Annotated in this window: 26 protein-coding genes; 11 read left to right on the forward strand and 15 right to left on the reverse strand. The window is 69.3% G+C overall.

Annotated elements, in window-relative coordinates:
- Positions 1-54 precede the first annotated feature (54 nt).
- Entirely contained in the window at positions 55-585 is a 531-nt protein-coding gene (locus AMYNI_RS46430; protein ID WP_020673406.1) for a SigE family RNA polymerase sigma factor, read from the forward strand.
- A complete protein-coding gene (locus AMYNI_RS46435; RefSeq protein WP_169515806.1) occupies positions 582-1,700 on the forward strand; it encodes an LCP family protein in 1,119 nt (372 codons plus the stop codon). Before AMYNI_RS46430 ends, AMYNI_RS46435 begins: the two co-directional genes overlap by 4 nt.
- Positions 1,701-1,712: 12 nt before the next feature.
- Here the strand turns inward: AMYNI_RS46435 and AMYNI_RS0138235 are convergent, their stop codons facing one another.
- Positions 1,713-2,351: a maleylpyruvate isomerase N-terminal domain-containing protein gene (locus AMYNI_RS0138235; protein ID WP_020673408.1), complete on the reverse strand. Its 639-nt coding sequence runs from the start codon at positions 2,349-2,351 to the stop codon at positions 1,713-1,715.
- 141 nt (positions 2,352-2,492) lie between these two features.
- Here AMYNI_RS0138235 and AMYNI_RS0138240 point away from each other — a divergent pair, with 141 nt between their 5' ends.
- A complete protein-coding gene (locus tag AMYNI_RS0138240; RefSeq protein WP_020673409.1) occupies positions 2,493-3,185 on the forward strand; it encodes an RraA family protein in 693 nt (230 codons plus the stop codon).
- 48 nt (positions 3,186-3,233) lie between these two features.
- On the opposite strand, the gene AMYNI_RS0138245 is transcribed toward AMYNI_RS0138240, so the two are convergent.
- Positions 3,234-4,310, reverse strand: coding sequence for an isopenicillin N synthase family dioxygenase (locus AMYNI_RS0138245; protein ID WP_020673410.1), 1,077 nt, complete (start codon positions 4,308-4,310; stop codon positions 3,234-3,236).
- A 43-nt stretch (positions 4,311-4,353) separates the two neighbouring features.
- Positions 4,354-5,832, reverse strand: coding sequence for an MFS transporter (locus AMYNI_RS0138250; RefSeq protein ID WP_211225542.1), 1,479 nt, complete (start codon positions 5,830-5,832; stop codon positions 4,354-4,356).
- Positions 5,833-5,914: 82 nt separating this feature from the next.
- Here AMYNI_RS0138250 and AMYNI_RS0138255 point away from each other — a divergent pair, with 82 nt between their 5' ends.
- Positions 5,915-6,616, forward strand: a complete 702-nt coding sequence (locus AMYNI_RS0138255) for a TetR/AcrR family transcriptional regulator (protein ID WP_020673412.1) — start codon at positions 5,915-5,917, stop codon at positions 6,614-6,616.
- Positions 6,617-6,622: 6 nt separating this feature from the next.
- Here the strand turns inward: AMYNI_RS0138255 and AMYNI_RS0138260 are convergent, their stop codons facing one another.
- The 4 genes from AMYNI_RS0138260 to AMYNI_RS0138275 all read right to left on the reverse strand — a co-directional run bounded on the left by AMYNI_RS0138260 (position 6,623) and on the right by AMYNI_RS0138275 (position 11,586).
- Positions 6,623-7,480: an alpha/beta fold hydrolase gene (locus tag AMYNI_RS0138260; RefSeq protein ID WP_020673413.1), complete on the reverse strand. Its 858-nt coding sequence runs from the start codon at positions 7,478-7,480 to the stop codon at positions 6,623-6,625.
- A 160-nt stretch (positions 7,481-7,640) separates the two neighbouring features.
- Positions 7,641-9,425, reverse strand: a complete 1,785-nt coding sequence (locus AMYNI_RS0138265; protein ID WP_020673414.1) for a glycoside hydrolase family 3 protein — start codon at positions 9,423-9,425, stop codon at positions 7,641-7,643.
- Between the two features lie 255 nt (positions 9,426-9,680).
- Positions 9,681-10,040, reverse strand: a complete 360-nt coding sequence (locus AMYNI_RS0138270) for a GatB/YqeY domain-containing protein (RefSeq protein ID WP_020673415.1) — start codon at positions 10,038-10,040, stop codon at positions 9,681-9,683.
- Between the two features lie 64 nt (positions 10,041-10,104).
- Complete coding sequence (locus AMYNI_RS0138275; RefSeq protein ID WP_020673416.1) at positions 10,105-11,586, reverse strand: amidase; 1,482 nt, start codon at positions 11,584-11,586, stop codon at positions 10,105-10,107.
- 112 nt (positions 11,587-11,698) lie between these two features.
- Here AMYNI_RS0138275 and AMYNI_RS0138280 point away from each other — a divergent pair, with 112 nt between their 5' ends.
- Together AMYNI_RS0138280 and AMYNI_RS0138285 are read left to right on the forward strand one after the other, a co-directional pair.
- Entirely contained in the window at positions 11,699-12,229 is a 531-nt protein-coding gene (locus AMYNI_RS0138280; RefSeq protein ID WP_020673417.1) for a helix-turn-helix domain-containing protein, read from the forward strand.
- Positions 12,226-13,395 (forward strand): cytochrome P450, encoded by a 1,170-nt coding sequence (locus tag AMYNI_RS0138285; protein ID WP_020673418.1) that lies wholly within the window; start codon positions 12,226-12,228, stop codon positions 13,393-13,395. Before AMYNI_RS0138280 ends, AMYNI_RS0138285 begins: the two co-directional genes overlap by 4 nt.
- A 7-nt stretch (positions 13,396-13,402) precedes the next feature.
- Here the strand turns inward: AMYNI_RS0138285 and AMYNI_RS0138290 are convergent, their stop codons facing one another.
- Positions 13,403-13,858: a winged helix-turn-helix transcriptional regulator gene (locus AMYNI_RS0138290; RefSeq protein ID WP_020673419.1), complete on the reverse strand. Its 456-nt coding sequence runs from the start codon at positions 13,856-13,858 to the stop codon at positions 13,403-13,405.
- Between the two features lie 84 nt (positions 13,859-13,942).
- Between AMYNI_RS0138290 and AMYNI_RS46440 the strand changes: the two genes are divergently transcribed.
- From AMYNI_RS46440 to AMYNI_RS0138305, 3 genes are all read left to right on the forward strand, one after another.
- Entirely contained in the window at positions 13,943-15,139 is a 1,197-nt protein-coding gene (locus tag AMYNI_RS46440) for an MFS transporter (RefSeq protein WP_040406226.1), read from the forward strand.
- Positions 15,140-15,149: 10 nt separating this feature from the next.
- Positions 15,150-15,551, forward strand: coding sequence for a VOC family protein (locus AMYNI_RS0138300; protein WP_020673421.1), 402 nt, complete (start codon positions 15,150-15,152; stop codon positions 15,549-15,551).
- Between the two features lie 94 nt (positions 15,552-15,645).
- Positions 15,646-16,521, forward strand: a complete 876-nt coding sequence (locus AMYNI_RS0138305; RefSeq protein WP_020673422.1) for a sigma-70 family RNA polymerase sigma factor — start codon at positions 15,646-15,648, stop codon at positions 16,519-16,521.
- Positions 16,522-16,569: 48 nt separating this feature from the next.
- Here the strand turns inward: AMYNI_RS0138305 and AMYNI_RS0138310 are convergent, their stop codons facing one another.
- From AMYNI_RS0138310 to AMYNI_RS0138330, 5 genes are all read right to left on the reverse strand, one after another.
- A complete protein-coding gene (locus tag AMYNI_RS0138310; protein WP_020673423.1) occupies positions 16,570-16,929 on the reverse strand; it encodes a YciI family protein in 360 nt (119 codons plus the stop codon).
- A gap of 69 nt (positions 16,930-16,998) precedes the next feature.
- A complete protein-coding gene (locus AMYNI_RS0138315) occupies positions 16,999-17,772 on the reverse strand; it encodes an alpha/beta fold hydrolase (RefSeq protein ID WP_020673424.1) in 774 nt (257 codons plus the stop codon).
- Positions 17,772-18,284, reverse strand: coding sequence for a PadR family transcriptional regulator (locus AMYNI_RS0138320; protein WP_020673425.1), 513 nt, complete (start codon positions 18,282-18,284; stop codon positions 17,772-17,774). Before AMYNI_RS0138320 ends, AMYNI_RS0138315 begins: the two co-directional genes overlap by 1 nt.
- Before the next feature lie 39 nt (positions 18,285-18,323).
- Positions 18,324-18,917 carry a DinB family protein gene (locus AMYNI_RS0138325; protein ID WP_020673426.1) on the reverse strand — a complete coding sequence of 198 codons (594 nt, stop codon included), beginning with the start codon at positions 18,915-18,917 and terminating at the stop codon, positions 18,324-18,326.
- An 87-nt stretch (positions 18,918-19,004) separates the two neighbouring features.
- The gene (locus tag AMYNI_RS0138330; protein ID WP_020673427.1) at positions 19,005-20,060 is read right to left on the reverse strand and encodes a site-specific integrase; all 1,056 of its coding nucleotides are present in this window, start codon (positions 20,058-20,060) and stop codon (positions 19,005-19,007) included.
- Between the two features lie 240 nt (positions 20,061-20,300).
- Between AMYNI_RS0138330 and AMYNI_RS0138335 the strand changes: the two genes are divergently transcribed.
- A complete protein-coding gene (locus tag AMYNI_RS0138335) occupies positions 20,301-21,347 on the forward strand; it encodes a coiled-coil domain-containing protein (protein WP_020673428.1) in 1,047 nt (348 codons plus the stop codon).
- Between the two features lie 3 nt (positions 21,348-21,350).
- Here the strand turns inward: AMYNI_RS0138335 and AMYNI_RS0138340 are convergent, their stop codons facing one another.
- On the reverse strand, positions 21,351-21,893 hold the full coding sequence (locus AMYNI_RS0138340) for a GrpB family protein (protein WP_020673429.1): 543 nt from the start codon (positions 21,891-21,893) through the stop codon (positions 21,351-21,353).
- A 42-nt stretch (positions 21,894-21,935) separates the two neighbouring features.
- Positions 21,936-22,391: a pyridoxamine 5'-phosphate oxidase family protein gene (locus tag AMYNI_RS0138345; protein WP_020673430.1), complete on the reverse strand. Its 456-nt coding sequence runs from the start codon at positions 22,389-22,391 to the stop codon at positions 21,936-21,938.
- Between the two features lie 106 nt (positions 22,392-22,497).
- Between AMYNI_RS0138345 and AMYNI_RS46445 the strand changes: the two genes are divergently transcribed.
- A complete protein-coding gene (locus tag AMYNI_RS46445; RefSeq protein ID WP_281170359.1) occupies positions 22,498-22,752 on the forward strand; it encodes a VOC family protein in 255 nt (84 codons plus the stop codon).
- Positions 22,753-22,769: the final 17 nt, after the last annotated feature.

Genomic DNA, 22,769 nt, shown 5'->3' on the forward strand with positions numbered 1-22,769 from the left:
GACGTGTGCCATCGCGTTTCTCTGTAGTAACCGTCACCGAGGGCATGGGAAGGAGTGCTGGTGCGCGAAGGTTTCGACCTGTTCGTCGCCGAACGACTCGATCGGCTGCTGCGTTATGCCACCGCGTTGACCTGCGATTCGCATCTGGCGGAGGACATCGTGCAGGAGGTGTTGCTGCGGGCGCAGCCGCGGTGGTCACGGATCGAGTCGCTGCAGTCACCGGATCTGTATGTGCGGCGGATGGTCACCAACGAGTATCTGTCCTGGCGCCGACGACGGGCGGCCAAGGAGATCTCGTCCGAGCACCACACGCTCAACGCTCTCGGCACCCCGACCAGTGATGTGGCGGTCCAGCACGCCGAGCGGGCCGCGATGCGGGCCCTGATCGCGAAGCTGCCGCGCAAGCAGCGGGCCGCGATCCTGCTGCGCTACTACGAGGACCGCACCGACAGCGAGATCGCCGAGGTCCTCGGCTGTGGCACCGGCACCGTGCGCAGTCATCTTTCCCGCGCGTTGCGCACGCTGCGGGCCGCCGGGATCGCCGGCGGGTACTCAGAATCATCGGCCAAGGAGGCATGGGCGTGAAACTCGATCCGACCGAAGCCCTCATCCGCGAGGCATTGACCGAGGAAGCCGATCAGGCCGTCGACTCCGACACCGTCCGTGCCCGGTTGTACAGCGGTGGATCCCCGAGTCGCCGTTACCGGGTTCCGGTACTGGCCGCGGCAGCCGCGGTCGTCGTGGCGGTCGCGGGGGCGGTCGTCGTACCCCAGTTGCTGGACCGACCCGGCGACACCGCCGCCGCACCTGCCGCACCCGCGGCCGAGACGGGCGTGAACGTACTGCTCCTCGGAATGGACTCCCGCCAAGGCGCGGAACCCGACGACGGTGCGCGCGCCGATTCGATCGTGCTGGCCCACCTCGGCCAGGACGGGACCGGGGCGGTCATGTCGATCCCCCGCGATTCCGGAGTGGACGTCCCCGGCTACGGCACGAACAAGCTGAGCACCGCCTACCAGCGGGTCCGTCAGGACGCACTGGCCAAGGGGCGGAGTCCCGCCGACGCCGACGAGGCAGCCGCTCGCGCCATGACCGCCACCGTAAGCAACCTCACCGGCGTCCCGGTCGACCACTACGCCATCATCGATATGGCGGGTTTCACCGACCTCAGCACCGCCGTCGGTGGCGTGCCGGTCTGTCTGAAGCAGGCCACCCGCGACCCGGTGACCGGGGTGTCATTCCCCGCTGGGCGACAGACCGTGTCCGGCTCCACCGCGCTGGAGTTCCTGCGCCAACGACATGGTGCGGGCATGGTGCGTGGTGACTTCGACCGCATCGTCCGGCTGCAGGCGTTCCTGAAGTCGCTGGCGACCACGGTGCTCACCGCACCCGAACCGGCCCGCGAGCAGGCCCTGACCAACCTGCTGAGCACAGCGCGCGACTCCGTGCGCACCGATCCCGGGTGGAACCTGCTCGGCCTCGCAGGCCAGTTGCTCAAGCTTCGCGTCGACACGATGCGCTTGCTCACGGTGCCGGTCAGCGGCTCACCGGTGGGGACTGCCGGTGAATGGATGGAGGGACTCGACCCTGCGCAGGTGCGTTCGTTCGTCCAGGAGAACCTCGCATCCGGCCCCGCCACCGGCACTCCGCCCACTACCGGATCTGGCGAGCCTCCTGCCGACGTGCCGTGCGTCAACTGAGACCCGCGTGCTTCAGAAGGCGGCGATCGTAGCGGGTGCTCGTTCCGCGCGGCTGAGGGCGCGGAGTACTCCGGTCGGGCCGTGTCGGCGCACGGCGAGCCGGGAGAGCAGGTCGATCACCGTGTCGACGGCGCCCTGCGGCAGTTCCGGGGTCGCGACGCCCACGCTGACCGCGAGGTCGTCCGAGTGCACCGCGAGCTCCATCATCCTGGTGATCAGCATGTCGTCGAGCGGCAGCGACCACGGGCCCCAGAACGCGATCCGCACCGACCGGTCCTCGACCGAAGCCAGGCTGACGGCCAGTTCCCCGACCACCGCGTCGACCCGTGCCGCCAGCGCCTCGGGTCCCTCGGCCGCGACCTGCTCGCCGCCGTCCCGGATCCGGACGTTGATCTCGTCGTCGAGGGCGCCGTCGATCCAGGCCACCCGGCCGTAGTGCTCGAGCAGCGAGATGGTCGGCTCGCGCGGGACCGGCTCGGCCAGGATCTGCGGGATGGCCAGGATCTGGTAGGCCAGATGACCGGCGAGACCGGCGACGCTGAACTCCGGTAGCGCGCTCGGCTCGCGCCAGGCTCCGGCGACGGCGGGTTCGCGCAGCAGGTTCGCGGCCGAGCGGGCGGTGGACAGGAAGTCGTCTCTGGTGCCGGCCATCCCCGCACCCTCCTCACGAGTTTCGCCGGTGCGCCCCCCATGGACGCCCCGGGGCACAGGTTCCCACAACCGGGCGCGGCGATCGCCGTACGATCGCGGCACCCGCAATCCGGGTAGCCGAACCGTGCCAGGGAGATCCCCATGCTGAAGGCCTTCGCCGAACTGTCCACGCCACTGGTGGCCGACGCCTGTGTTCGCAACGGTGTGCCCTTGCGCGCCGCGCCGCCCGGTATCGGCGCGGTCGTCCCCGGGCACCGGATCGCGGGACGCGCGCTGCCGGTCCGGCACTACGGCAGCGTGGACGTGTTCCTGGAGGCGTTCGGCCAGGCCGGCCCGGGCGACGTGCTGGTGATCGACAACGGCGGACGGGTGGACGAAGCCTGTGTCGGCGATCTGGCTGTGCTGGAGGCGGAGGCGGCCGGGCTGACCGGGCTGGTGATCTGGGGGCTGCACCGGGACACCCCGGAGCTGGTGGAGATCGGGCTGCCGGTGTTCAGCTACGGCAGCTACCCGCCCGGCCCGGTGCGGCTGGACGAGCGGGAGCCCGAAGCGCTGACCACCGCCCGGTTCGGCCCGCAGCTGGTCAGCCGGGACGACCTCGTCTTCGGCGACGACGACGGCGTGCTGTTCGTGGCCGCCGAGCACGCCGACGAGGTGCTGGCCACCGCGGACCAGATCTGGCGGACCGAACGCGAGCAGGCCCGGCTGATCCGGGAAGGCGAGACCCTGCGCCGGCAGACGGCCTTCGACGACTACCTGGCGCGCCGGGCCGCCGACCCGACCTACAGTTTCCGGCGGCATCTTCGCCGCATCGGCGGGGCCATCGAGGAATAGCGGATCTTCGGTGTGGGAGCCGGTTGTGGTGCCCGGCTCCCACACCGCTCAGGAGTAGGTGGCGGCCATTTTCTCCTGGTACCACCGTCCCGGGGTGGTCGCCGCGGTGAACTCGGCCGCGGTTTCGGTGCCGCTGAACTGAGATGGGGGCATGCGAGGCTTTTTGCGCATGCCCCCATCGATCGGGTGCGGGTGTCCCGCAAGATTCTGGGGGAGCGGCTCGATCAGCGCGTCCTGGTTGGGCAGGTAGAAGAACGGGATGGAAAGGCGCGAGTTGGTGTGCCCCTCCACCGGGTTCAGCACCTGGTGCACGGTCGAGACCCAGCGGCCGCCCGTCCAGAACGCCATCATGTCCCCGATGTTGATGACGAAACTGCCGGGCACGAAGGGAACGTCACGCCAGCCGTGGCCTTTCTGGCGAACCTGGAGTCCGCCGATGTCGTCCTGGTAGAGAATGGTCAGGTTGCCCCAGTCGCTGTGCGGGCCCTTGCGCAGCTGGCCCGGCAGCGGCGGCTTGAGCTGCGGGTAGTAGAAGTTGGCGACGATCGTCGAGATGTGCTCGTCCACCTTGTCGTCGAAGAAGTGCTCATCGAGCGCCAGCGCCAAGGCGAACAGTCGCATCAGTTCTTTCCCGAGATCTTCCATCGCGCGCAGGTATTCGAGCCAGGTTCCGGTGAACTCCTCCGGCTGGTCGGGCCAGACGTTTGCCCGCGTCCACGGCGCGGAGTCGTCGCCGAACTTCGCCCGGTGTTCCGCGCTGTGGTCGCCGAGCACGTTGGAGGTGAAGATCTCGCAGAGATCGGGTGGTGCGTCCAGGCCGATGCTCTTGGCAGCGCTGCCAGCGGAATAGCGCAACCCGCCGGTGCCCGGCCCGCCGACGACCTTGCTCTTCTCTTCTTCGGGAAGCTCGAAGAACTCTTTGGTGACCGCGTACATGCGGTCGATCAGTTCCTGCGCCACGCCGTGTCCGACGACGGCGAAGAACCCGGAGTTCTCGCAGGCGTGGCCGATGGCCGCCGCGACGGCGGCGCGGCCCGGTTCGGTGTTCGCCGTGGACAGGTCGATGACCGGAACGTATCCGTCCAGGACGGTGACGGGACGCTGCTTTTCCGATTCGTTGTTCATCGTGGCCTCCTTGGCACGAAACAAGTTGACGAGTGGATGACACCTAGCGGGAAATGCTGGGCAAAGGCGGTTCCTCTTCCGCCGGAACGGGATTCCGAGGTTCGGGCTTGCGCACGTTGATGAGCAGGCCGGTGACGACCGCGGTGCAGATCAGCACGAGCACCGCGATGGTCAGCGCCACCGAGAAGCCGTGCACGGTGCCCTCGGCGACCGCCCGCGGGGTGCGTTCGTGCCCGGCCAGGTACGTGGCGGCGACCGAGGCCGCGACGGTGTTCAGCAGCGCGGTGCCGAGTGCGCCGCCGAGTTGCTGGGAGGCGTTGAAGGCGGCCGAGGCGATGCCGGCGTCGGAAGGGTCGACCTCCGCGGTCGCCAGGCTGGTCGCGGGCGTCATCACGCAACCGAGTCCGACCCCGATCAGAATCTGCGCGGGGAGCAGGTAGAGCAGGAAGACGTTCGGGCTCTCCGCCGTCAGCCTGGTCAGGATCAGCATTCCGGCCGCCGCGGCGAGCAGCCCCGGCACCAGCAGCGTGCGGGGCGCCATCCGCGGCAGGAGGGTGCCCGCGATCAGGGTGGATCCGACGACGACCCCGGCGGCGGTCAGCAGGAACGCGGCGCCGGCCCGCACCGGCGAGTACCCCAGGACGGCCTGCAGGTAGTAGGTCATGAACAGGTAGAAGCCGAACATCGCGACCTGCGACAACCCGATCGAGAGCAACGCCCCGCCCCTGGTGCGGTGGGCGAGCACGCGCAGCGGCAGCAGCGGGTGGCGCACCCTGGACTCCAGCAGGACGAACAACCCCAGCAGGAGCAGGCCGCCGATCAGCATGCCCAGTACCAGCGGGTCACCCCAGCCGCGGCTCTCGGCTTCGTTGAACCCGTAGACCAGCGCCACCAACCCGCCGGCGCTGAGCAGCACCCCGGGCAGGTCCAGGCCCTTCGGCCCGCGATGGGCGTCGTCGCGCATCAACAGCGGACCGCCGAGCAGCGCGAGCGCAGCGATGGGCACGTTCACGTACAGGCACCACCGCCAGTCCACGTGTTCGGTGAGCAGCCCGCCGGCGACCATGCCCAGCGCGGATCCCCCGGCACCGACCGCGGCGAACACGCCGAACGCCTTACCGCGCTCGCGCGGTTCGGTGAACGTCATGGTCAGCAAGGACAGCGCGGCCGGGGCGAGAATCGCGGCGAAGACGCCTTGCAGCGCCCGCGCGGTGAACAGCATTCCGGCGCCGTCCGCCGCGCCGCCCAACACCGAAGCCGCCGCGAAACCGGCCAGGCCGACCAGGAAGCTGCGCCGGTGGCCGAGCAGGCTGCTGACCCGACCGCCCGGCAGCAGCAACCCGCCGAACGCCAGCGCGTAGGCGGTGATCACCCACTGCCGGTTCCCATCGGACAGGCCGAGTTCGGCCTGTATCGACGGCAACGCGATGTTCACGATGGTCGCGTCCAGCACCACCATCAGCTGCGCCATACCGATGACGGCCATCGCCCACCATCGGCTGCCGTTCTTCTGTCGTTCCATGACTCGACGGTCACCCTCTCGAACATTGATCTAGCTCTAGAACGTTGGTCTAGTATGCGATCAATGTACTAGGGTTCCAGGCATGAGTGAGGCCCGATCTGAGACGAAGGTCACCCGAGGCAGTGTCTGGCTCAGGCAGCCGCGGACCCCGCGTGACGAGTCACCCCTGACACGGGCCCGCATCGTCGAAGAGGCGGTCGCACTGCTGGACAGCGAAGGCATCGAGCGGTTGACCATGCGCCGTCTCGCGGAACGCCTCGGGCACGGCTCCACCACCCTGTACTGGCACGTCAACACCAAGGACGATGTGCTGGACCTCTGTCTCGACGCCATCTTCGGCGAGGTGCCGCTGCCGCCGGAGCACGGCGAACACTGGCGGGCCGACGTCAGCCTCGTGCTCACCGGCTGGCGTGCCACGATGCTGCGTCACCCGTGGTCGACGACCCTGGTCGGGCGCCCGATGATCGGCCCGAACATCTTGGCGCGGATGGAGTTCCTGCAGGCGACCCTGGTTCGCGCCGGGTTCGGCAAAGAGCACCTGGCCGCGGTGACCTGGGGTCTGTACAACCACGTGATGGGCTCCGCGGTGGCGCGGGCCGGCTGGCACATGCAGCCGGAGGAGCGGGCCGTCGCGCAGGAGCACCTGAACGCCCAAAGCGAGCGCTACCCGACGCTGGCCGCGCAGGGCTACATGCTCGACGACGACTGGGACGGCACCTTCACCCAGAGCCTGAACTACCTGCTCGACGGGATCGAAGCGAAGGGCGTCCCAGCCACGTCGTGAGCCCTGCTAGGCGGCACTGGTCAGGAACTCGAGTTCGGCCGCCTGCGCCGGAATGTAATGCCCGATGTCGGGCAGCAAACGCACCGTGGCGTGCGGTACGACGGCTTCGAGCCGCCGCTTGGTCTCCAAGGAGTCGACCATGATGTCCCACTGCCCGACGAACACCTGCATCGGCATGGTCAGCCGGCGCAGCTTGTCGTCGTCGAACACCGGAAGCTCGGCGGTGCGGTACCGGTAGTTCTTCGAAACGAGCAGTACCTCCGCCATGACCATGTCCACCTCGGCCGGTGCCATCGTGGACACCGCGGGGCCGAGCATCCCGGTGATCGTCTTGCGCCTGCCCCACTTGCCGAGCGGGCTCAGCAGGATCGATTTGAGCAGGAACCCCTTCTTCTGCCTGCCGACCCCGGTCGGGCAGGCCAGCGCCAGGCGCGCCACCCGGTCCGGCCGCCGGGTGGCGTAGTCAAGGGCCAGCCAGCCGCCGAGCGAGATTCCCATGATCGCCACCCGGTCCAGCTCGAGGAAGTCCAGCACGGCGTCCAGCCATACCGCGTACCTGTTGGACGCCATCGGCGGCCGGGACTGCGCGCTGAGACCGGGCTCGCCGATGATGTCCACGGCGTACACCCGGAAATGCGCCGCGAGCTCGGCGATTCTGCCCATCCACTGCGTCGAGTTCGACCCGGAGCCGTGGAACACCACCAGTGGGGGAGCCGTGACGGGGCCGCTGGCGATGACGAAGGTCTCGCCCTCGGGCGTCGGCACGCGTAGCCGCTCGTTGTCGACGGGCCAGTGCTCCAGCGCCTTCAGGTAGTGCTCCCGCAGTAGCTGGGCCCCGGCCACGGATCGATAGATCTCACTCATGTCGGATACCGTAACATACTTCAAACTACCCTATCGTGCATATTATCGAGGTAGTTTGAGGAATGTTGCCGAGAGGGCTGGAACGTAAATCGCCCGGTTCCGGCCCTTGACGGGGCCGGAACCGGGCGATGTCCTCGGGTTTCTCGTTACTGCGGCGAGGTCACCAGCGCAGGCCGTGACCGAACGGGAACAGCACCTTGGTGGGGTCGGCACCGGTCGGGACGTCCACCGGGAGCTTGCCGAGCGGCGAGAGCTTGCCGGTCAGCACCTTGGCCAGCGACGACATGCTCACGTCCCGCCAGTCGTAGGTGGCCACCCAGCTCGGCACGTCCGCGAAACCGGGATCGTACGGTTCCTGGATGGACACCGCGACCACCGGTTTCCCGGTCGCCAGCAGGCTGTTCACCAGGCTGGTCTGTCCAGCGCTGGTGCGCAGGCCGTTGGTCAGCACGACCACGGTGTCCGCGTTCTTCGCGGCGGCGACCGCCTCGCCGACCTTCGCCGCGGTCGGATTGGCGCCGGTGGGCAGCGCGGTACCGGACATCTTCTTGGCCAGCGAGGTCACCGGGTCGGCCGGGTAACCGGGGAACTCCGGGTAGTTCCAGCCGGCGACCAGCACCTTGCCCGGCTTCTTCAGCGGCAGCAGACCTGCGTCGTTGCGCAGCGCGGTGACGGTCTTGCCGGAGATCTGGGCGATCGCGTCGCGGTGCTCGCGGGTGCCGACGATCTTGCCCACCGCCCGCTCGTCGACCAGCGGCCTGGTCAGGATGCCGCGCTTGAACTTCAGCTTCAGGATGCGCAGCACGCTCTCGTCGATGCGCTGCTCGGAAAGCCTTCCGCTGCGCACCGCGTCCTGCACGCCCTTGACCGCCGCGCCGAAGTCCGGCGGCAGCAGCATCTGGTCCACGCCCGCCTCCAGCGCGAGCACCGGGACCTCGGCGTCGGGGAACAGCTTGCGGATCGCGTCCATGCGCAGCGCGTCGGTCACGATCACCCCGTCGTAGGCCAGTTCGTCGCGCAGCAGGCCGGTCATGATCGGCTTGGACAGGGTCGCCGGGTTACCGGAGGGGTCGAGGCTGGGCACCGAGATGTGCGCGGTCATGATCGAGTCCACCCCGGCGGCCATCGCGGCCTTGAACGGGGGCAGATCGATCTGCCGCCACTCGTCCGCCGTCCGGTTGATCACCGGCAGCCCGGTGTGGCTGTCCTCGGCCGCGTCCCCGTGACCCGGGAAGTGCTTGGCGGCGGCGGAAACCGTCTCGGTCCGTCGTCCGGCGTTCTGGTAGCCGTCCACCTCGGCGGTGACCAGGCTGCTCGCCAGTGCCGGGTCGGCGGAGAACGACCGGGAACCGATCACCGGGTTGAGCGGGTTGGAGTTGACGTCCGCCACCGGCGCGTAGTCCTGGTTGATGCCCATCGCGCGCAGTTCGCGGCTGTTGATCGCGGCGAGCTGCCTGGCGTCCTCGGTGCTGCGGCCGGCGCCTACCGCCATGCTGCTCGGATACTCGGTGGCCGGCGCGCTGATCCTGGTGGTCTGGCCACCTTCCTGGTCGATGGAGACGATCAGCGGGATGTGCGTGCCGGAGGACAACGCCGCGCGCTGCAGGCCGTTGGAGAACCGGGCCAGCTGGGCGGGGTCCTCCACGTTGTCGGCTTCGGAGTTGTTGAAGTAGATGACACCGCCGACCTGGTACCGCTGGACGACCTGGGCCGGCGTGTCGACCCCGTACATCTTCCGGTTGTCCGCGTTGACCTCGTTCGCCGACTTGCCGAAGACCGTGGCGACGAAGAGCTGCCCGATCTTCTGTTCCAAGGTCATGCCGCGCAGCGTCTGCGCGCCGAACGCGCTGGCCTGCGCCTCGACGCTCGGCGCCATGGCGCTCACCGCGCCCGCCGGGCCGGCGGCTGCGACTCCGGTGAAGGCGAGCAGGCCCGCGCACGACACGGTGAGTGCCTTGATCCTTCTGGAACGGATGCTGCTATGCCGGTTGGGCACGGCATCCCCCTCTCTGGTCGAGCAGCGCACGGGTTGACGCGCCGCAGAACGAACCGAGCAATCCTGGAAATGGTCTAGTCCAAATTGACCCCAACCGGGAAGCTACTGACCAAAGCGGGGACGGTCAATGACAGCTCTGCCGTTTGGCGTAGAGACGGCCGCCTCGCGCGCCCTGACGAAAAGCGGGGGCGAACCGGCGGCTGGTCAGGGCGTGGGGTCGAGGTACCGGCTCAGCACCGCGGCCTCCGCGCGAAGCCGCTCGGCGACGTCGTCGCGGCCGAGTTGTGCGTACTCCTCGGCGGCCACCGAGCGTTCCCGCACCTCGTTTTCGACGATCGAACGCAGATCGGCCTCGGTGAGGTGACGACGTTCCGCTTCCGCCGAGCCAAGGCCGACCGCCGCCCCCGCGACGTGTTCGTTCCCGGTGGTGGTGTCCAGCGACTGGTCGACGGGTACGGCTTCGGCGTTGTCGATCGCAGCCAAGGCGGAGCGGTGTGCGGTGATGGCGACGCGGTCGCGGGTTTTGAGAGCCGCTTTCAGGCCGTCACGCAGGCTGGCACGCATAGGCCGCATCGTATCGGGGTGCCGATCATGACGGCCAGCGCTTAACTGTCCGTTGTGGACAGGCCTACAACGCGGGTTCGGCGTCCGCCCATGGTTTTTCGGCTTCCAGCTGGGCGGCGAGTGCGAGCAGGGTCGGTTCGGCGCCGAGTGCGCCGACGAACTGGACACCCAGTGGCAGGCCGCCTGCGGTGCGGTGCAGCGGCACGGACATCGCCGGTCGGCCGGTGATGTTGGCGAGCTGGGTGAACGGGACCGGTGCGAGATTCGCCAGGATCTGGTTGTGCCACTGCTTGGTGTCGGTGAACAGTCCGGTCAGCCCGAGTCGCAGAAGCACCTCGCCCGCGTACCGCAGCAGGCGAGGAGTCTCCAGTTCGCCGATGCGCACCGGGGGCCCGGCGAGGGTCGGGGTGAGCAGCAGGTCGTATTTCGCGTGGAACGCCGCCAGCGCCCGGGTGTGGGTGTTCCAGCGTTCGTGCGCGGCGACGTAGTCCGCGGCGCGGACACCGTGTGCGGACGCGGCGAGCAGCCGGTTGTCCAGCTCGAACTCCTTCGCGGAGGCGCCGGTGACGCGCTGGATGTCCGCGATGGTGGCGGCGGCCGTGGCGGACCACATGGTCATGAAGTCCTTGGCGATCTGGGCTCCGTCGGTGCCGGGGTCGGCGAGTTCCACGTCGTGCCCGAGTTTGCCGAGCAGCGCGGCGGCGTCTTCGACCGCGACCACCGCCTCCTGGTCGACGGCGGTGCCGATCGGGGAGTGGGTGGTGAACCCGATTCGCAGCTTTCCGGGCTCCCGGCGGGCCAGCTCCGCGTAGGACGTGTCCGGGAGGCCGGGCAGGAACGGGCCGCCGGGATCGGGGTTTCCGGCCAGCACGTCGAGCATCGCCGCGGTGTCGCGGACGGTCCGGGAAACCACGCCCTCGGTGGCGGCGCCGTGCAGATACTCGGCGTGGTCCGGACCGCAGGGCACCACGCCGCGGCCTGGCTTGAGCCCGAACAACCCGCAGCAGGCCGCCGGGATCCGGATCGACCCGCCGCCGTCGCTGGCGCCCGCCACCGGAACGATCCCCGCGGCCACCGCCGCGGCCGAGCCGCCGGATGACCCGCCGGGGGTGTGGTCGGGGTTCCACGGGTTGCGGGTCGGCCCGGTCGCCGCGGACTCGGTGATGGCCTTCGTGCCGAACTCCGGGGTGGCGGTCTTGCCGAACACCACGAGGCCGGCGTCGAGCCAGCGCTGAACGACCACGCTGTGCCGGGCGGCGACGTGGCCGCGCATCGACCGGGAACCACTGCCGGTCGGCAGGCCCGCGTAATCCTGCATCAGGTCCTTGAGCAGGAACGGCACCCCCGCGAACGGTCCGGAAAGCTCGGTGGTGGCCCGTTTTCTGGCGATGTCGTACATCGGGCGGACGATCGCGTTCAGCCGTCCGTTGACCTGCTCGGCCCGCTCGATCGCCACGTCGAGCAGCTCCGCGGGGGAAACCTCACCCCGGGACACCAGCTCGGCCAGTGCGACCGCGTCGAACCGCCGGTACTCGCCGTACTCCATCGGATCACCGCCTGAAACTAGAGGTTGTAGTTCCAGGACTGTACGCACACGGGTCCGCTTCCTTGTCCGCCAACAAACCCATACTCATCGTTTTTGATGTATCGTTTCCGATGTGAAGGTCAGTGAGCTGTATCTGCTCGGCAAGCACCTGATGGAACTCGCCTCCCAGGGCATGCGCGACGACTCGGATCCGGAGGTGCCGGAAGTCGACCTGGTGCTCATCTCGGTGCTCGTCGAAGGACCGGGCATGTCGATCAGCGAGCTCACCGCGCGCAGCGGTTTCGCGCAGAGCCACGTGTCGGCGTCCGTCGCGAAGCTGCGCGAGCACGGTGCCGTGCGCACCGAGCCGGACCCGGCCGACCGCCGGCGCACCCTGGTGACCGCGGTCGACGGGCTGGTCGAGGCGGTCGCCCAGCGCCAGCAGCGCGACGCCGAACAGGTTCTCGCCGCGGCGCTCACCGAGCTCGACCTGGACGCGGAGCCGATCGCGGACCGCGCCGCACGGCTGAGCCGAGCCGCGGAGGAGCTCTACCGCCTGCTCACCGCCCGAGCACTCGGGGCGAGCGGGGGTCCCGGGCTGATGCCGCTGCACTCACTGGCCGAGAAGACGACTGGTAAGCCAAGGAAGGGAGAAAACAGATGACTGGGGTCGTGGACTATCCGTTCGCGGAGGAGGCGCCGATGCGGTGCCCGGCCGAATTCGCCCGGCGGCAGGAGGAGGAACCCGTCGGCCGCGTGCACCTCGCGACCGGCGAGGACGCCTGGCTCGTCACCCGCTATGCCGACATCCGCACGCTGCTGGCCGACTCGCGGTTCCGGCCGTGGATTCCCGGTATGCCCACGGACGGCTCCGGTGGCCTGCTCTTCACCATGAGCGGCCCCGAGCACGCGCGGCTCCGGCGCATCGCCGCCAAGGCGCTCACCCCTCGCCGGGTGGAGCTGCTGCGCCCGCGGGTGGAAGAACTCGCGGAGGAACTGGCCGCGAAGCTGATAGCGCAGGGCCCGCCGGTGGACGTGCTGGCCGGGTACGCGATCCCGTTGGCGCTCTCGGTGCTGGTCGAGCTCCTCGGCGTCCCGTCGACGGCTCTCGACGACCTGCAGACCTGGATCGACGGCGTCCTCGCCGTGTTCACCGCGCCGAGCTACGACGAAATGGCCGAGGCCGCCCAGAAACTGGGTGGCTATCTCGCGGAACTGGTCGAGACGAAGCGGCACGCGCCAGGGAACGACCTGCTGACCGGGTTGCTCCAGGCGCGTGACGACTCCGGCGACGCACTGAATCCGGAAGAGGTCACCCAGCTCGCCTTCGCGTTCCTGATGGCCGGATACGTCCCGCCCGCGAACGCACTCGCACTGGCCGTGCTGCGGCTGGCGGCCGACCCGGAACTGCCGCGCGATCCCGCTTCGGTGCCCGCGCTGGTCGAGGAACTCCTGCGCCAGGACCACGGCTCGGCCGCCGACCAGGGGCGGGTGGCGATCGAGGACGCCGACGTCGGCGGGGTGCCGATCCGCGCGGGCGAGTTCGTCCTCGCGCCCCTGCGAGCGGGCAATCACGACGCCCGGCGGTTCCCCGAGCCGGCGCTGGTCGATCTCGCTCGCGGGCAAGGACATCCCAGACATCTCACCTTCGGCCACGGACCGCACCACTGCCTGGGCGCGACGCTGGCCCGGCTGCAACTCCGGACCGGGGTCACCGCGCTGCTGGCGGCCGCTCCGCGGCTGCGCCTCGCGGTGCCGTTCGACGAACTCGAATGGCGGCGGATGTTCGTGACACTCCAAGGCCCGGTCGCGGTGCCGATCGACTGGTGACGAGGCATCAGGAACGGCGCACGGAGGTCGTGTCACTGGTCAACGGCCGTCCCTCCGCGGCCACCGGGACGACCTGCGGAACGACCGCTCCGTGTTCGTCGACCAGCACCGAATGCGGCTCACCCGCCGCGAAGGCGTGGCGCTCACCCCATTGGCGAAGGGTGACGATCACCGGGAACAGGTCCTTGCCCGCCGCGGTGAGCGCGTACACCCGGCGTTTGCCCGACGACGCGTCGACCTGGGCGATCAGGCCGTAAGCGGCGAGTTTGCGGAGCCGGTCGGCGAGGATGTTGCGGGCGATGCCCGTGCGCTGCTGGAAGTCGGTGAACGAGCGGGCGCCGTCCATCGCGTCCCGAATGATCAGCAGGCTCCAGCGGTCCCCGATCACGTCCACCGCCCGCGCGACCGGGCAGTTCGGGTCCGTCCACGCGAGGCCCTGCCCCGCCACGTCGTCGCCTGCCATCACACCTCCAATGAGTTGCGTAATGAAACCATTCTGACCTACTCTCCAAAGAGTTGCAATTTGAAACCAACTTGAGGAGCTGTGGTGGGTCGAGGAACGAGGCTGCTGCTGGCCGTGGTGTGCGGAGTGGCGGTCGCCAGCGTCTACGCCGGGCAGCCGGTACTGGGACCGATGGGGCACGACCTCGGCGTTCCCCGCGATTCGGTCGGCTGGTTCGTGGCCGTCGGCCAGCTCGGCTACCTCGCCGGGCTGGTGCTGCTGGTGCCGCTGGGCGACATGCTCGACCGCAGACGGCTGATCGCCGCGCACCTGGGGCTGGTGGCGGTCGGGCTGGCGGTCACCGCGGCCGCACCGGTCGCCTGGGTGGCGTTCAGCGGCCTCGCCGTCGCGGGCGTGTTCGCGGTGGTGGTGCAGACCGCGGTCGCCTACGCGGCCTCGATCTCCCCACCGGATGAGCGCGGACGCAACCTCGGCGTCGTCACCTCCGGTGTGGTGGTCGGCATCCTCGGCGCCCGGATCGTCACCGGAAGCCTGGCGGATCTGTGGGGCTGGCGCAGCAGCTACCTCGCACTGGCGGTCCTCGCCGCCGTCCTCTGCGTGCTCAGCCTCGTCGCGCTGCCGGCGGAAGTCCGTGCCGGCACCGAACGGTACGGGCAGGTCATTCGGTCCCTGGGCGGGCTGTTCACCCAGCCGACGTTCCTGAGCCGCGGGCTGATCGCCTTCTTCCTCTTCGCCTCCTTCGGCACCCTCTGGAGCGGCATGGCGCTGCCCCTGGCCGGCGAGCCGTGGCACCTGAACGAAGCGCAGATCGGGTTGTTCGGCATCGCCGGGCTCGCCGGCGCTCTGGGCGCCGCCCGATCCGGTCGCTGGGGCGACGCCGGGCACGCCGGCCGGGTCACCGGCATCGCGCTCGCCCTCCTGCTCGGCTCCTGGCTCGCGATCGGACAACTCGGCTGGTCGCTGCCGCTGCTGATCCTCGGCGTGATCGTGCTCGACTTCGCCGTCCAGGCCGTGCACGTCAGCAACCAGCACATCCTCACCACCGCCTACGCCGAGCGCACCAGCAGCACGATCGGCGGGTACATGGTCTTCTACTCCCTCGGCTCCGCGCTCGGAGCCACCGCGACCACCGCGCTGTTCGACGCCGCGGGCTGGACGGGCCCCAGCATCCTCGGCGCGGCACTCGCACTCTGCGCGCTCGCCACCTGGGCGCTCACCGCCCGCACGACCAGCCGCCGCAGGCAGCAGGCGCACCGCACCACCGAGAGCGTCGGACCGTAATGTGGCGCGCATGGCCGTGGCCCAACTGGGATTGATCTCGCTCGACTGTGCCGATCCGCCCGTGCTGGCGACGTTCTGGGCCGAGCTGCTCGGTGGCGAGATCGTGTACCGCACGGACGAGGTGGCCATCGTGAGGACCGCACGAGGGGTGCTGGCCGCCGCGCGGGTGCCCGGCTACCAGCCGCCGTCCTGGCCGGACGGCCCCACGCCCAAGCACCAGCATCTCGATCTGGTCGTGGACGATCTGGACGTGGGGGAGGCGGAGGCATTGCGGCTCGGCGCCCGCCGAGCGGACGAGCAACCTGGCCCGGATCGCTGGCGAGTCCTGCTGGACCCCGCCGGCCACCCCTTCTGCCTCACCGCGCATATTCCGTTGTGGCCCTTGGGTTCTCAAGCTCACCAGGCGGTATGAACTTCCCCTTCTGCGACGGTGCGTGTCCACGCCGCTGTCACGTTCGCAATCGCTGAGGGTTCATTCCGATGACCCTGGCGATTGGTGTGAGGCAATGGACGAGAACGACTGGCTGGCCGAACGTTTCGAGCGGCACCGCCCCCGGCTGCGAGCAGTGGCCTACCGGATGCTCGGTTCGCTGACCGAGGCGGACGACGCCGTGCAGGATGCGTGGCTGCGGCTGAGCCGGTCCGATCCGGAGCAGATCGACAACCTCGGCGGATGGTTGACCACCGTCGTCGCCAGGGAATGCCTGCACCTGTTGCGCTCCCGCCGGCGCCGCCGGGAGGAACCGTTCGCCACGCATCCGCCGGACCCGGTCGTGGTGCCGGACGGGGATCTCGACCCGGAGCAGGAGGCGTTGCTGGCCGACTCGGTGGGTCTGGCCCTGCTGATCGTGCTCGACCGGCTCGCGCCGGCCGAGCGGTTGGCGTTCGTGCTGCACGACATGTTCGAGCTGCCCTTCGCCGAGATCGCCGGCATCGTGGGTCGCACACCGATCGCGGCACGGCAGCTCGCCAGCCGGGCCCGGCGCCGGGTGAACGGCGCCGACCTCCCCTCTCCCGATCCGGACGTGGCGCGCCAGCGGAAGGTGGTCAACGCCTTCTACGCGGCTGCGCGGACCGGCGACATCGACGCACTGGTCGGGGTTCTCGACCCCGACGTGGTTCTGCGCACCGACTTCGGCACCGCCCGGCCTGCTGTCGTCGTGCACGGCGCACGGGCGGTCGCCGAACAGGCCCGCGCGCCGCGTGGCGGTGCCCTGCGGTCCGCTCTGGTCAACGGCACCGTCGGTGCGGTGATCACCCGCGACGGGCGGCCGTTCTCCGTTATGGCCTTCACCGTTGCAGGCCAGCGAATCGTCCGGATCGACGTGGTCCAGGACCCTGACCGCGTCCGCCGCCTCGCGTCGAGTGTGCTCGGTCAGTGACCGGGCCGGCCCCGATGGCGCGTCGCGCACCGGGGCCGGCCCACGGCGTCACCAGTACTTGACGCTCGGCCGTACCTCGACCGCGCCGCCAAGGCGCGCCTGCGGCACGCGGGCGGCGAGTGCGATCGCGGCGTCCAGGTTCTCGGCCTCTACCACCGCGAACCCACCGACCGCACTCGTGGCGTCGAGGAAGGGGCCGTCGGCGGTCACCGCCGCGCCGTTCTCCACGCGAACGGTCGTGGCGTTCTCCGGCAAGCCCATGGGCGGCGCACCCGTGAAGTTCTCCGTTGCGTTGAGTCCGGCCCAGTCGGCGTAGACCGCCTTCTTTTCCTCCAGGGTGAGCGATTCGGCCGCCGGCGTACCCGGCAGCGGGAAGGAGCCGTGGTGGATGATCAGCACGTACTGCATCGTTGTCCTCCTCATGTGGTTGCGAATGCCTCGCAGCTACATGAGCCCGGTCCCCGCACAGATGTGACCTCAGGGGCTCGTCAGTTCGGGCGCTGGCTCGCGCTCAGCCAGCCAATGCTGAAGCACGCGACGGAACAGTTCCGGATCTTCCGCGCTCCATTCGTGATGCATCCTGGGGACTGACCGCGCGACCGCCTTCGGTGCCCGGGAGGTCACCTCGGTCAGCGCCCGGTGCACCGTCTTGGACTCTCGCTCGCCCGCCAGCATCAGCATCGGCGTCTGGGTACGCCGCAGGCCCTCAAGGTCCACGGCCGGCACGCCGCCGTACACCTGGGGCAGTATCGCTCGTCGCACCGACACGCGGTCGATCCCCATGCCGGTCTCGACGAACGTATCGACCGAGTCTTCGGGCAACCGGAACACGCGCGCCATCACCCGCCAGTACGACGGTGAACCCCACAACCGGATCTGCGCGAGCCCCAGTACTCTCGTCGTCGTGCCCACGCCTTGGAGCGGCGCGCCGGTGAGCATCGCGCTCCTGGCGAGATCGGGATGGCGTGCCACGAGAACTGTGCCGACCACGGCGCCGAGGGAAAGGCCGACGAGGTGCGCACGTCCCCCATGTGCGCGTGCACGGATGACCGCCGCCACCGAGTCCGCCACTTCGGCGATGGTGGTCCAGGGTTCGGCGTTAGATGTGCCGTAACCGGGAAGGTCGGGGATCAGGCTGTGCTGATCGGGCAGCGATGCGGCCAGGTCGTGCCACATCCACCCCGCGACATTGCCGCCGTGCAGGAAGAGGACGGTCTCGTCGGCGTCCGGATGTTCCTCGTGCACGTACATCACAGCGCCTCCTCGAGTTCGTCGAGCCAGCTGAGCTCGACCTCGAGGTGCACGATGCCGTTGCGCAACGTCATCGCCCGCAGTCGCTCGGGATACGTCGTCCTAGGCGCTTCAAGCTCTCGGAGCTCGTCGAGCCGTTTCCCGATCAACGCCCGGCGCTCCTCGACGAGCCTTTGTACGACCCGCGGATCCTCTGCCCGGCCGGCGAAGTAGATACGCGCCAAGAACGCCTCGCGCGGCAACTCGACGGGTGCTGGGGAGCGCAGCCACGAGTCCAGTTCGGCAGAGCCCGCCTCGGTCAGCCGGTACTCATGCCGGTCCGGGCGCGACCGTTGGGCAATGATGTGCTCGTCCAGCAGGCCCTCGGCCTGCAGGCTGCCGAGGGTGCGGTAGATCTGCGACCGATCAGCCGCCCAGAAATGCCGGGCCGTGTTGTCGAAGGTCTTCTTGAGGTCGTATCCGGTCATCGGCTTCAGGTCGAGAAGCCCGAGGATGGCATACCTGAGGGACATATCACATAGTCTACAGCACACCTATGCCGGCGTCGTACCTCACGCCAGGAGGGTGCCCGGGGTCGGCTGATACGGCTGAAAGAAGTCGTTGGTGCTCGCCCCGGCCAGGGTGAGCACCAACGTCGGCACCGCCACACCGTCGATTTGCTCGCGGATGATGTCGGCGTGCCCCGCGTGCCGGGCGCACTCCTCGATCAGGTGCACCAGGAAGTAGCGAGCGTGAATCGGCCGGGCGTCGAAGATCCCGTGCCACGGCGCGGGAGGCGCCATGGTGTCGCCGGCCGGATCGGTCGCAGCGACCGCGGTCAGCAGCTGAGCCCGCACCTGGTCGAAGTCCTCGATGGTCCCGGCCACCGTCTCGTCATCGCGCACGACGAAGCTGTCGGTGAACGCGGTGTACGCCGCCCCATCGACCGGCTGCTCGGTGACTTCGGTTCTCAACCGCTCCAGCGCTCCTCGCAGCACGTAGGCCGCGTGTTTGATGATGCCCCCGACCGACAGTGCACTCCGGCACGGCGTCTCGCGCGCCTGCTCCTCGGTCAGCCCGAACGCGGCGGCACGGATGGCCGTGAGCTGCTCGTCGATGTAGTTGACCAGGCCGGTGACCTCGTCGTGCTGGGCGGGTGCGTACATGTTCGACCTCCAGGCTGCGTGGTGGTGTGGAGACGATTCTGCCGACCATAACGGTCAGGTCCTGTCCGCTACCGGACCATTCGGCGGCTACAGGTCCAGCGCGTCGGCGGCGTTGTCGTCCCAGCGGTCGACCCGGCGGATGTACTCGTAGAGGGCGCGGCTGCCCCGGACCCAGCGCCCCTGGTCGGCGATGGCGACGTCGTCGGCGCCGGCGCGGCGGGCTTCGGTGGCGAAGCCGGAGCGGAGCGAGTGCCCGGTCACCGGGTAGTCCAGGTTCGCGCGGGTGCCGCAGCGGGTCAGGATCTGGTTCACGCCGGTGGTGGTCAGGCCCTGTTCGGACAGGTTGCCGTGCCGGTCGATCCGGCGGAACGCGGGCCCGGAACCGATGCCGGCGGTCTCGATCCACGCCTGCCAGGCACGGACGGGGTCGGTGTCCGGGCTGCTTCGGCGGGGGACCGCCATGTCGCCGGCGCTCTTCCCGTGCCGCACGGAGACCTCCAGGCCGCGCTGATCGGTCCGGGTGACGTCGGTGACCAGCAGGTTCGCCAGGTCGGAACACCTTGCCGCGATGGGAAAGCCGATCAGCAGCATGGCACGATCGCGCAGCCCGGCAAGGGTGTCCGGGCAGGCTCGTGACATGGCGCGCAGGTCGGCGAGCGTGACCATGGTGGCCTTGCCCCGGCCGCGGGTGGTGCCGGCTTGGGCCAGGCGCGCCCGATAGCCGTTGAGCGCCTGCCAGGCGGCGCGGCTGGTGTCCGGGTCCACGTGCACCTGGTGCTGCCGAAGTCCGGCGATGGCACCGGTGAGACGACGTTCGATGGTCGCCGGCGCGGCGGGGCCTGCCCGCTCCGGCACCGCTGGGTCGACACGTTCCCCTTGGCGGAGCACCCGGCCGCGTTCCAGCCAGACCACGAATCCGGTGAGGGCACCGGCGGTGCCGGAGAGCAGGGGAATGCCGAGATCGGCGGTGTAGTCCTGCCAGACCTTCCAGTCCTGGGCGTAGGCCTTGAGCGTGTTCGCCGGGCGCTGCGTGGACACGTACTGCGCGGCGGCGCGGTCGAGGTGGGCCAGCCGGTCCTCCGGCGTCAGCCCGTCGAGGTCCGGTAGCTCGCCGGTGCGGCGTTCCGGCCACTGCTGATGCATGTCCGATTCGCACCCTTTCTCGCTATGGATATGGCACATTATCACAACTTAACCCGGTCTACTCTTCATCACATCGCGAATTAGATCTGGATATTTTTCTAAATAATTGGTGATGCTAGGCTGGTGACTATGGAAACCCGCGCTGGAAGTGGATCTGAGGACCTTCAGGAACGTGAGTCGGCCAAGGGATCACCCCAGGCGGAAAATCGACCTGACGAAACGGGTGACGAAACTCGGCGGGTGTGCGGATACCGCCGCTGCGCCGCCGTGCTGCCGCTGGTCACGGGCCGTGGCAACCGGGCCAGGTTCTGCCAGGACGGCAAAACCTGGGGGACGCGCAACCTGTCCTGCCGGGAGGCGGAGGCCGCGATGGTCGACGTGGACTCCTTGCGCGACGACTCCACCGCGCTGGACGGCACTGCGGTGGCCGCGCTCGGCGAACAGGTCGATCGAGCGCTAGCGCCGGCCGAGGCGTTGCTCCAGGCGTTGACCGAGGCCCGGGGTCAGCTCGATGCCACCGTGGCGGACGCACTCGCGGACCGGGAGGCCGCGCGTGCTGAGGCCGCCGATCAGCAGCGGCTCCGAGGCGTCGCCGAAGCCCGCGCCGCCGATGCGGCGGATGAAGCCGCCGAAGCCGCGAAGGTCGCGGAGTCGGCCGTCCGCGACCGGTCGGCCGCGGAACGCCAACGCGATACCGAGCATCGGGCGCGAATCGAAGCCGAGCAGGCCCAGCAACGCGCCGATGGCCGCGCGGCCGCGATGCAGGACGAACGCGATCGGGCTCGAGGCCAGGCCGAGGCCGTGCTCACCAGGGTCGCCGAGCTGGACCGCTCGCTGGCTGCCACGACCGCTGAACTCGCCGCCTTGCACAGCACACTCGGCGAAGAGCAGACCCGGACCACCGCCGCCGTGCAGCGAGCGCAGGCCGCCGAAGACAAACTGGCCACCGATCTGGCCGCACAGGCCGAGACGCAGCGCGCGCAGGTCGAGCAGCTCGAAACTCGGCATGCCAAGGAGCTGGACCGTGCTCGAGCGGACTTCGAGCGGGTCCGGGACCGGCTGGAAGCCGACCTGGCGGCCGGCCGCCGGAGTCAGGAGGAGTCGCTGGCCGGCCTGCACACCACGATCAACACCCTCAACCGCGAGCTCGGCGCCGCACAGCATTCCCGGGAACAGGCTGCGGCACAAGCGAAAGCGGCCGACAACGAGCGCACTCGGCTGGTCGAGGCGGTTCGTGGCTCGCTGGACGTCAAGGACCTGCCCGAGGACGTGCGCGCGCTGCTCTGACGACTACCTGGTCCCGAGCACCTCGGCGATGAAGGTCGCCTTGGCCTCCGTGTAGGCCTCGCGGTCCTGTGCGTGCTGTTCGGCCAGCTGCCGTTTGAGCCGTTCGTATCGCCGTGCCGTAGCCGGGTCGCGGCGCAACGCGTCCCGAAAGGCGAGTTGCCGGGCCCAGCGCGGATGGCCGTCGGTGATCAGGTGCAGGTGCCCGACGCGGCGGTGGCCGGTGGGATCCGGTTTGACGAAGAAACGCCGCCACGGCCGCAGATCCAGCTTTGGCGACAGGTAGTGCCAGCCCTCGCAAGCGAGGATCTCAGCGGCCCCGGCCACGGCGGCGTCCAGTTCGGTCACCAACCCCATCAGGTCGATCACCGGTTTCGCTGCAAGTCCCGGAACCGATGTCGAGCCGACGTGCTCGACATCGGCCACCAGCCAGGACCCCAGCAACTCGGTCAGCCGTGCACACTCGGCCCGCCCCAACTCTCGCCAGCCGGGGTCGTACCGAACGATGGCCACCTCCTCGTGCGCCCACGCGGGTACCGGGTCGTTCATGCGAACGACGCTACGCCCGCGATTCGGCGCGTCACCAATCCTTCAGTAGCGCTGGACTCGTCGTGCTCCTCGCCCGGTGGCCCAGGACTCGACGACGAGATGGTCGGCGGGGTCGCCGAGGTAGGTGACCGCGGCCTCGGTGATGTCCAGGACGAAGTAACCGGATCCGGGTTCAGCGTCTTCGCCGGGCGGCTCGACTTCGACGGCCTGCCCGGCGAGTTTGGCGTCACCCAGCAACTCGGTGGATTCGGACGGCTTGATCGTCGGCGAGTGGATCGCGACGCGCGGATCACGCCGAACGTCGCGCAGCTTCAGCGATCCGCCCATCATCCCGAAGGTCACGTTGCCGGTGGTGAAGTTGAGCTCGATCGCGCTGATCCGGGGCGCCCCGTCCTGACGTAGCGTCGCGATGGTCTTGTTGATGCCGGTTTCGAAACAGCGCTGGATTCGCTGTGCCAGTTCTGGTGCATCCCGCTCGATCTCGTTCCATCGGCTCATGGCCCCAGCACACCACCTGCCACCGACAGAAACCAGCTCGATGAGTTCTGCCGCTCGAAGCAGTCTTACCTTCGAGACCCCGATGTGAAAGGAATGAGCAGCGTGACTGGTAAGGACAGTCGGCTTCGATGGGGACGGTCCGACCTGGATGTTCCACCAGCCCGAAGGCGAGCTTCCGGCCGGGCAGAACCGCCTGATGCTCGACCTCGGTGGTGAGGCCGACTGGTCCGAGCAGGCGGATCGCGTCGAGGCGCTGGGTGCGCAGCGAGTCAGCGACAACGAACAGGGCGGCATCAGGTGGGTGGTGTTCCGTGATCCGGAGGGCAACACGTTCCGGATCTTCGCCCCGCGGCCCGAGTAAGCACGACTTCTGAAGGG

Origin of the sequence: Amycolatopsis nigrescens CSC17Ta-90 (assembly GCF_000384315.1) — a bacterium.
GTDB classification, from domain to species: Bacteria; Actinomycetota; Actinomycetes; order Mycobacteriales; family Pseudonocardiaceae; genus Amycolatopsis; species Amycolatopsis nigrescens.

Excerpts from the sequence above, each read along its gene's own strand:
- AMYNI_RS0138235 (WP_020673408.1), bottom strand. The coding sequence starts at position 2,351 with ATGGCCGGCACCAGAGACGACTTCCTGTCCACCGCCCGCTCGGCCGCG.
- AMYNI_RS0138240 (WP_020673409.1), top strand. The coding sequence starts at position 2,493 with ATGCTGAAGGCCTTCGCCGAACTGTCCACGCCACTGGTGGCCGACGCC.
- AMYNI_RS0138245 (WP_020673410.1), bottom strand. The coding sequence starts at position 4,310 with ATGAACAACGAATCGGAAAAGCAGCGTCCCGTCACCGTCCTGGACGGA.
- AMYNI_RS0138250 (WP_211225542.1), bottom strand. The coding sequence starts at position 5,832 with ATGGAACGACAGAAGAACGGCAGCCGATGGTGGGCGATGGCCGTCATC.
- AMYNI_RS0138255 (WP_020673412.1), top strand. The coding sequence starts at position 5,915 with ATGAGTGAGGCCCGATCTGAGACGAAGGTCACCCGAGGCAGTGTCTGG.
- AMYNI_RS0138260 (WP_020673413.1), bottom strand. The coding sequence starts at position 7,480 with ATGAGTGAGATCTATCGATCCGTGGCCGGGGCCCAGCTACTGCGGGAG.
- AMYNI_RS0138270 (WP_020673415.1), bottom strand. The coding sequence starts at position 10,040 with ATGCGTGCCAGCCTGCGTGACGGCCTGAAAGCGGCTCTCAAAACCCGC.
- AMYNI_RS0138275 (WP_020673416.1), bottom strand. The coding sequence starts at position 11,586 with ATGGAGTACGGCGAGTACCGGCGGTTCGACGCGGTCGCACTGGCCGAG.
- AMYNI_RS0138285 (WP_020673418.1), top strand. The coding sequence starts at position 12,226 with ATGACTGGGGTCGTGGACTATCCGTTCGCGGAGGAGGCGCCGATGCGG.
- AMYNI_RS0138290 (WP_020673419.1), bottom strand. The coding sequence starts at position 13,858 with ATGGCAGGCGACGACGTGGCGGGGCAGGGCCTCGCGTGGACGGACCCG.
- AMYNI_RS0138300 (WP_020673421.1), top strand. The coding sequence starts at position 15,150 with ATGGCCGTGGCCCAACTGGGATTGATCTCGCTCGACTGTGCCGATCCG.
- AMYNI_RS0138305 (WP_020673422.1), top strand. The coding sequence starts at position 15,646 with ATGGACGAGAACGACTGGCTGGCCGAACGTTTCGAGCGGCACCGCCCC.
- AMYNI_RS0138310 (WP_020673423.1), bottom strand. The coding sequence starts at position 16,929 with ATGCAGTACGTGCTGATCATCCACCACGGCTCCTTCCCGCTGCCGGGT.
- AMYNI_RS0138315 (WP_020673424.1), bottom strand. The coding sequence starts at position 17,772 with ATGTACGTGCACGAGGAACATCCGGACGCCGACGAGACCGTCCTCTTC.
- AMYNI_RS0138320 (WP_020673425.1), bottom strand. The coding sequence starts at position 18,284 with ATGTCCCTCAGGTATGCCATCCTCGGGCTTCTCGACCTGAAGCCGATG.
- AMYNI_RS0138325 (WP_020673426.1), bottom strand. The coding sequence starts at position 18,917 with ATGTACGCACCCGCCCAGCACGACGAGGTCACCGGCCTGGTCAACTAC.
- AMYNI_RS0138330 (WP_020673427.1), bottom strand. The coding sequence starts at position 20,060 with ATGCATCAGCAGTGGCCGGAACGCCGCACCGGCGAGCTACCGGACCTC.
- AMYNI_RS0138340 (WP_020673429.1), bottom strand. The coding sequence starts at position 21,893 with ATGAACGACCCGGTACCCGCGTGGGCGCACGAGGAGGTGGCCATCGTT.
- AMYNI_RS0138345 (WP_020673430.1), bottom strand. The coding sequence starts at position 22,391 with ATGAGCCGATGGAACGAGATCGAGCGGGATGCACCAGAACTGGCACAG.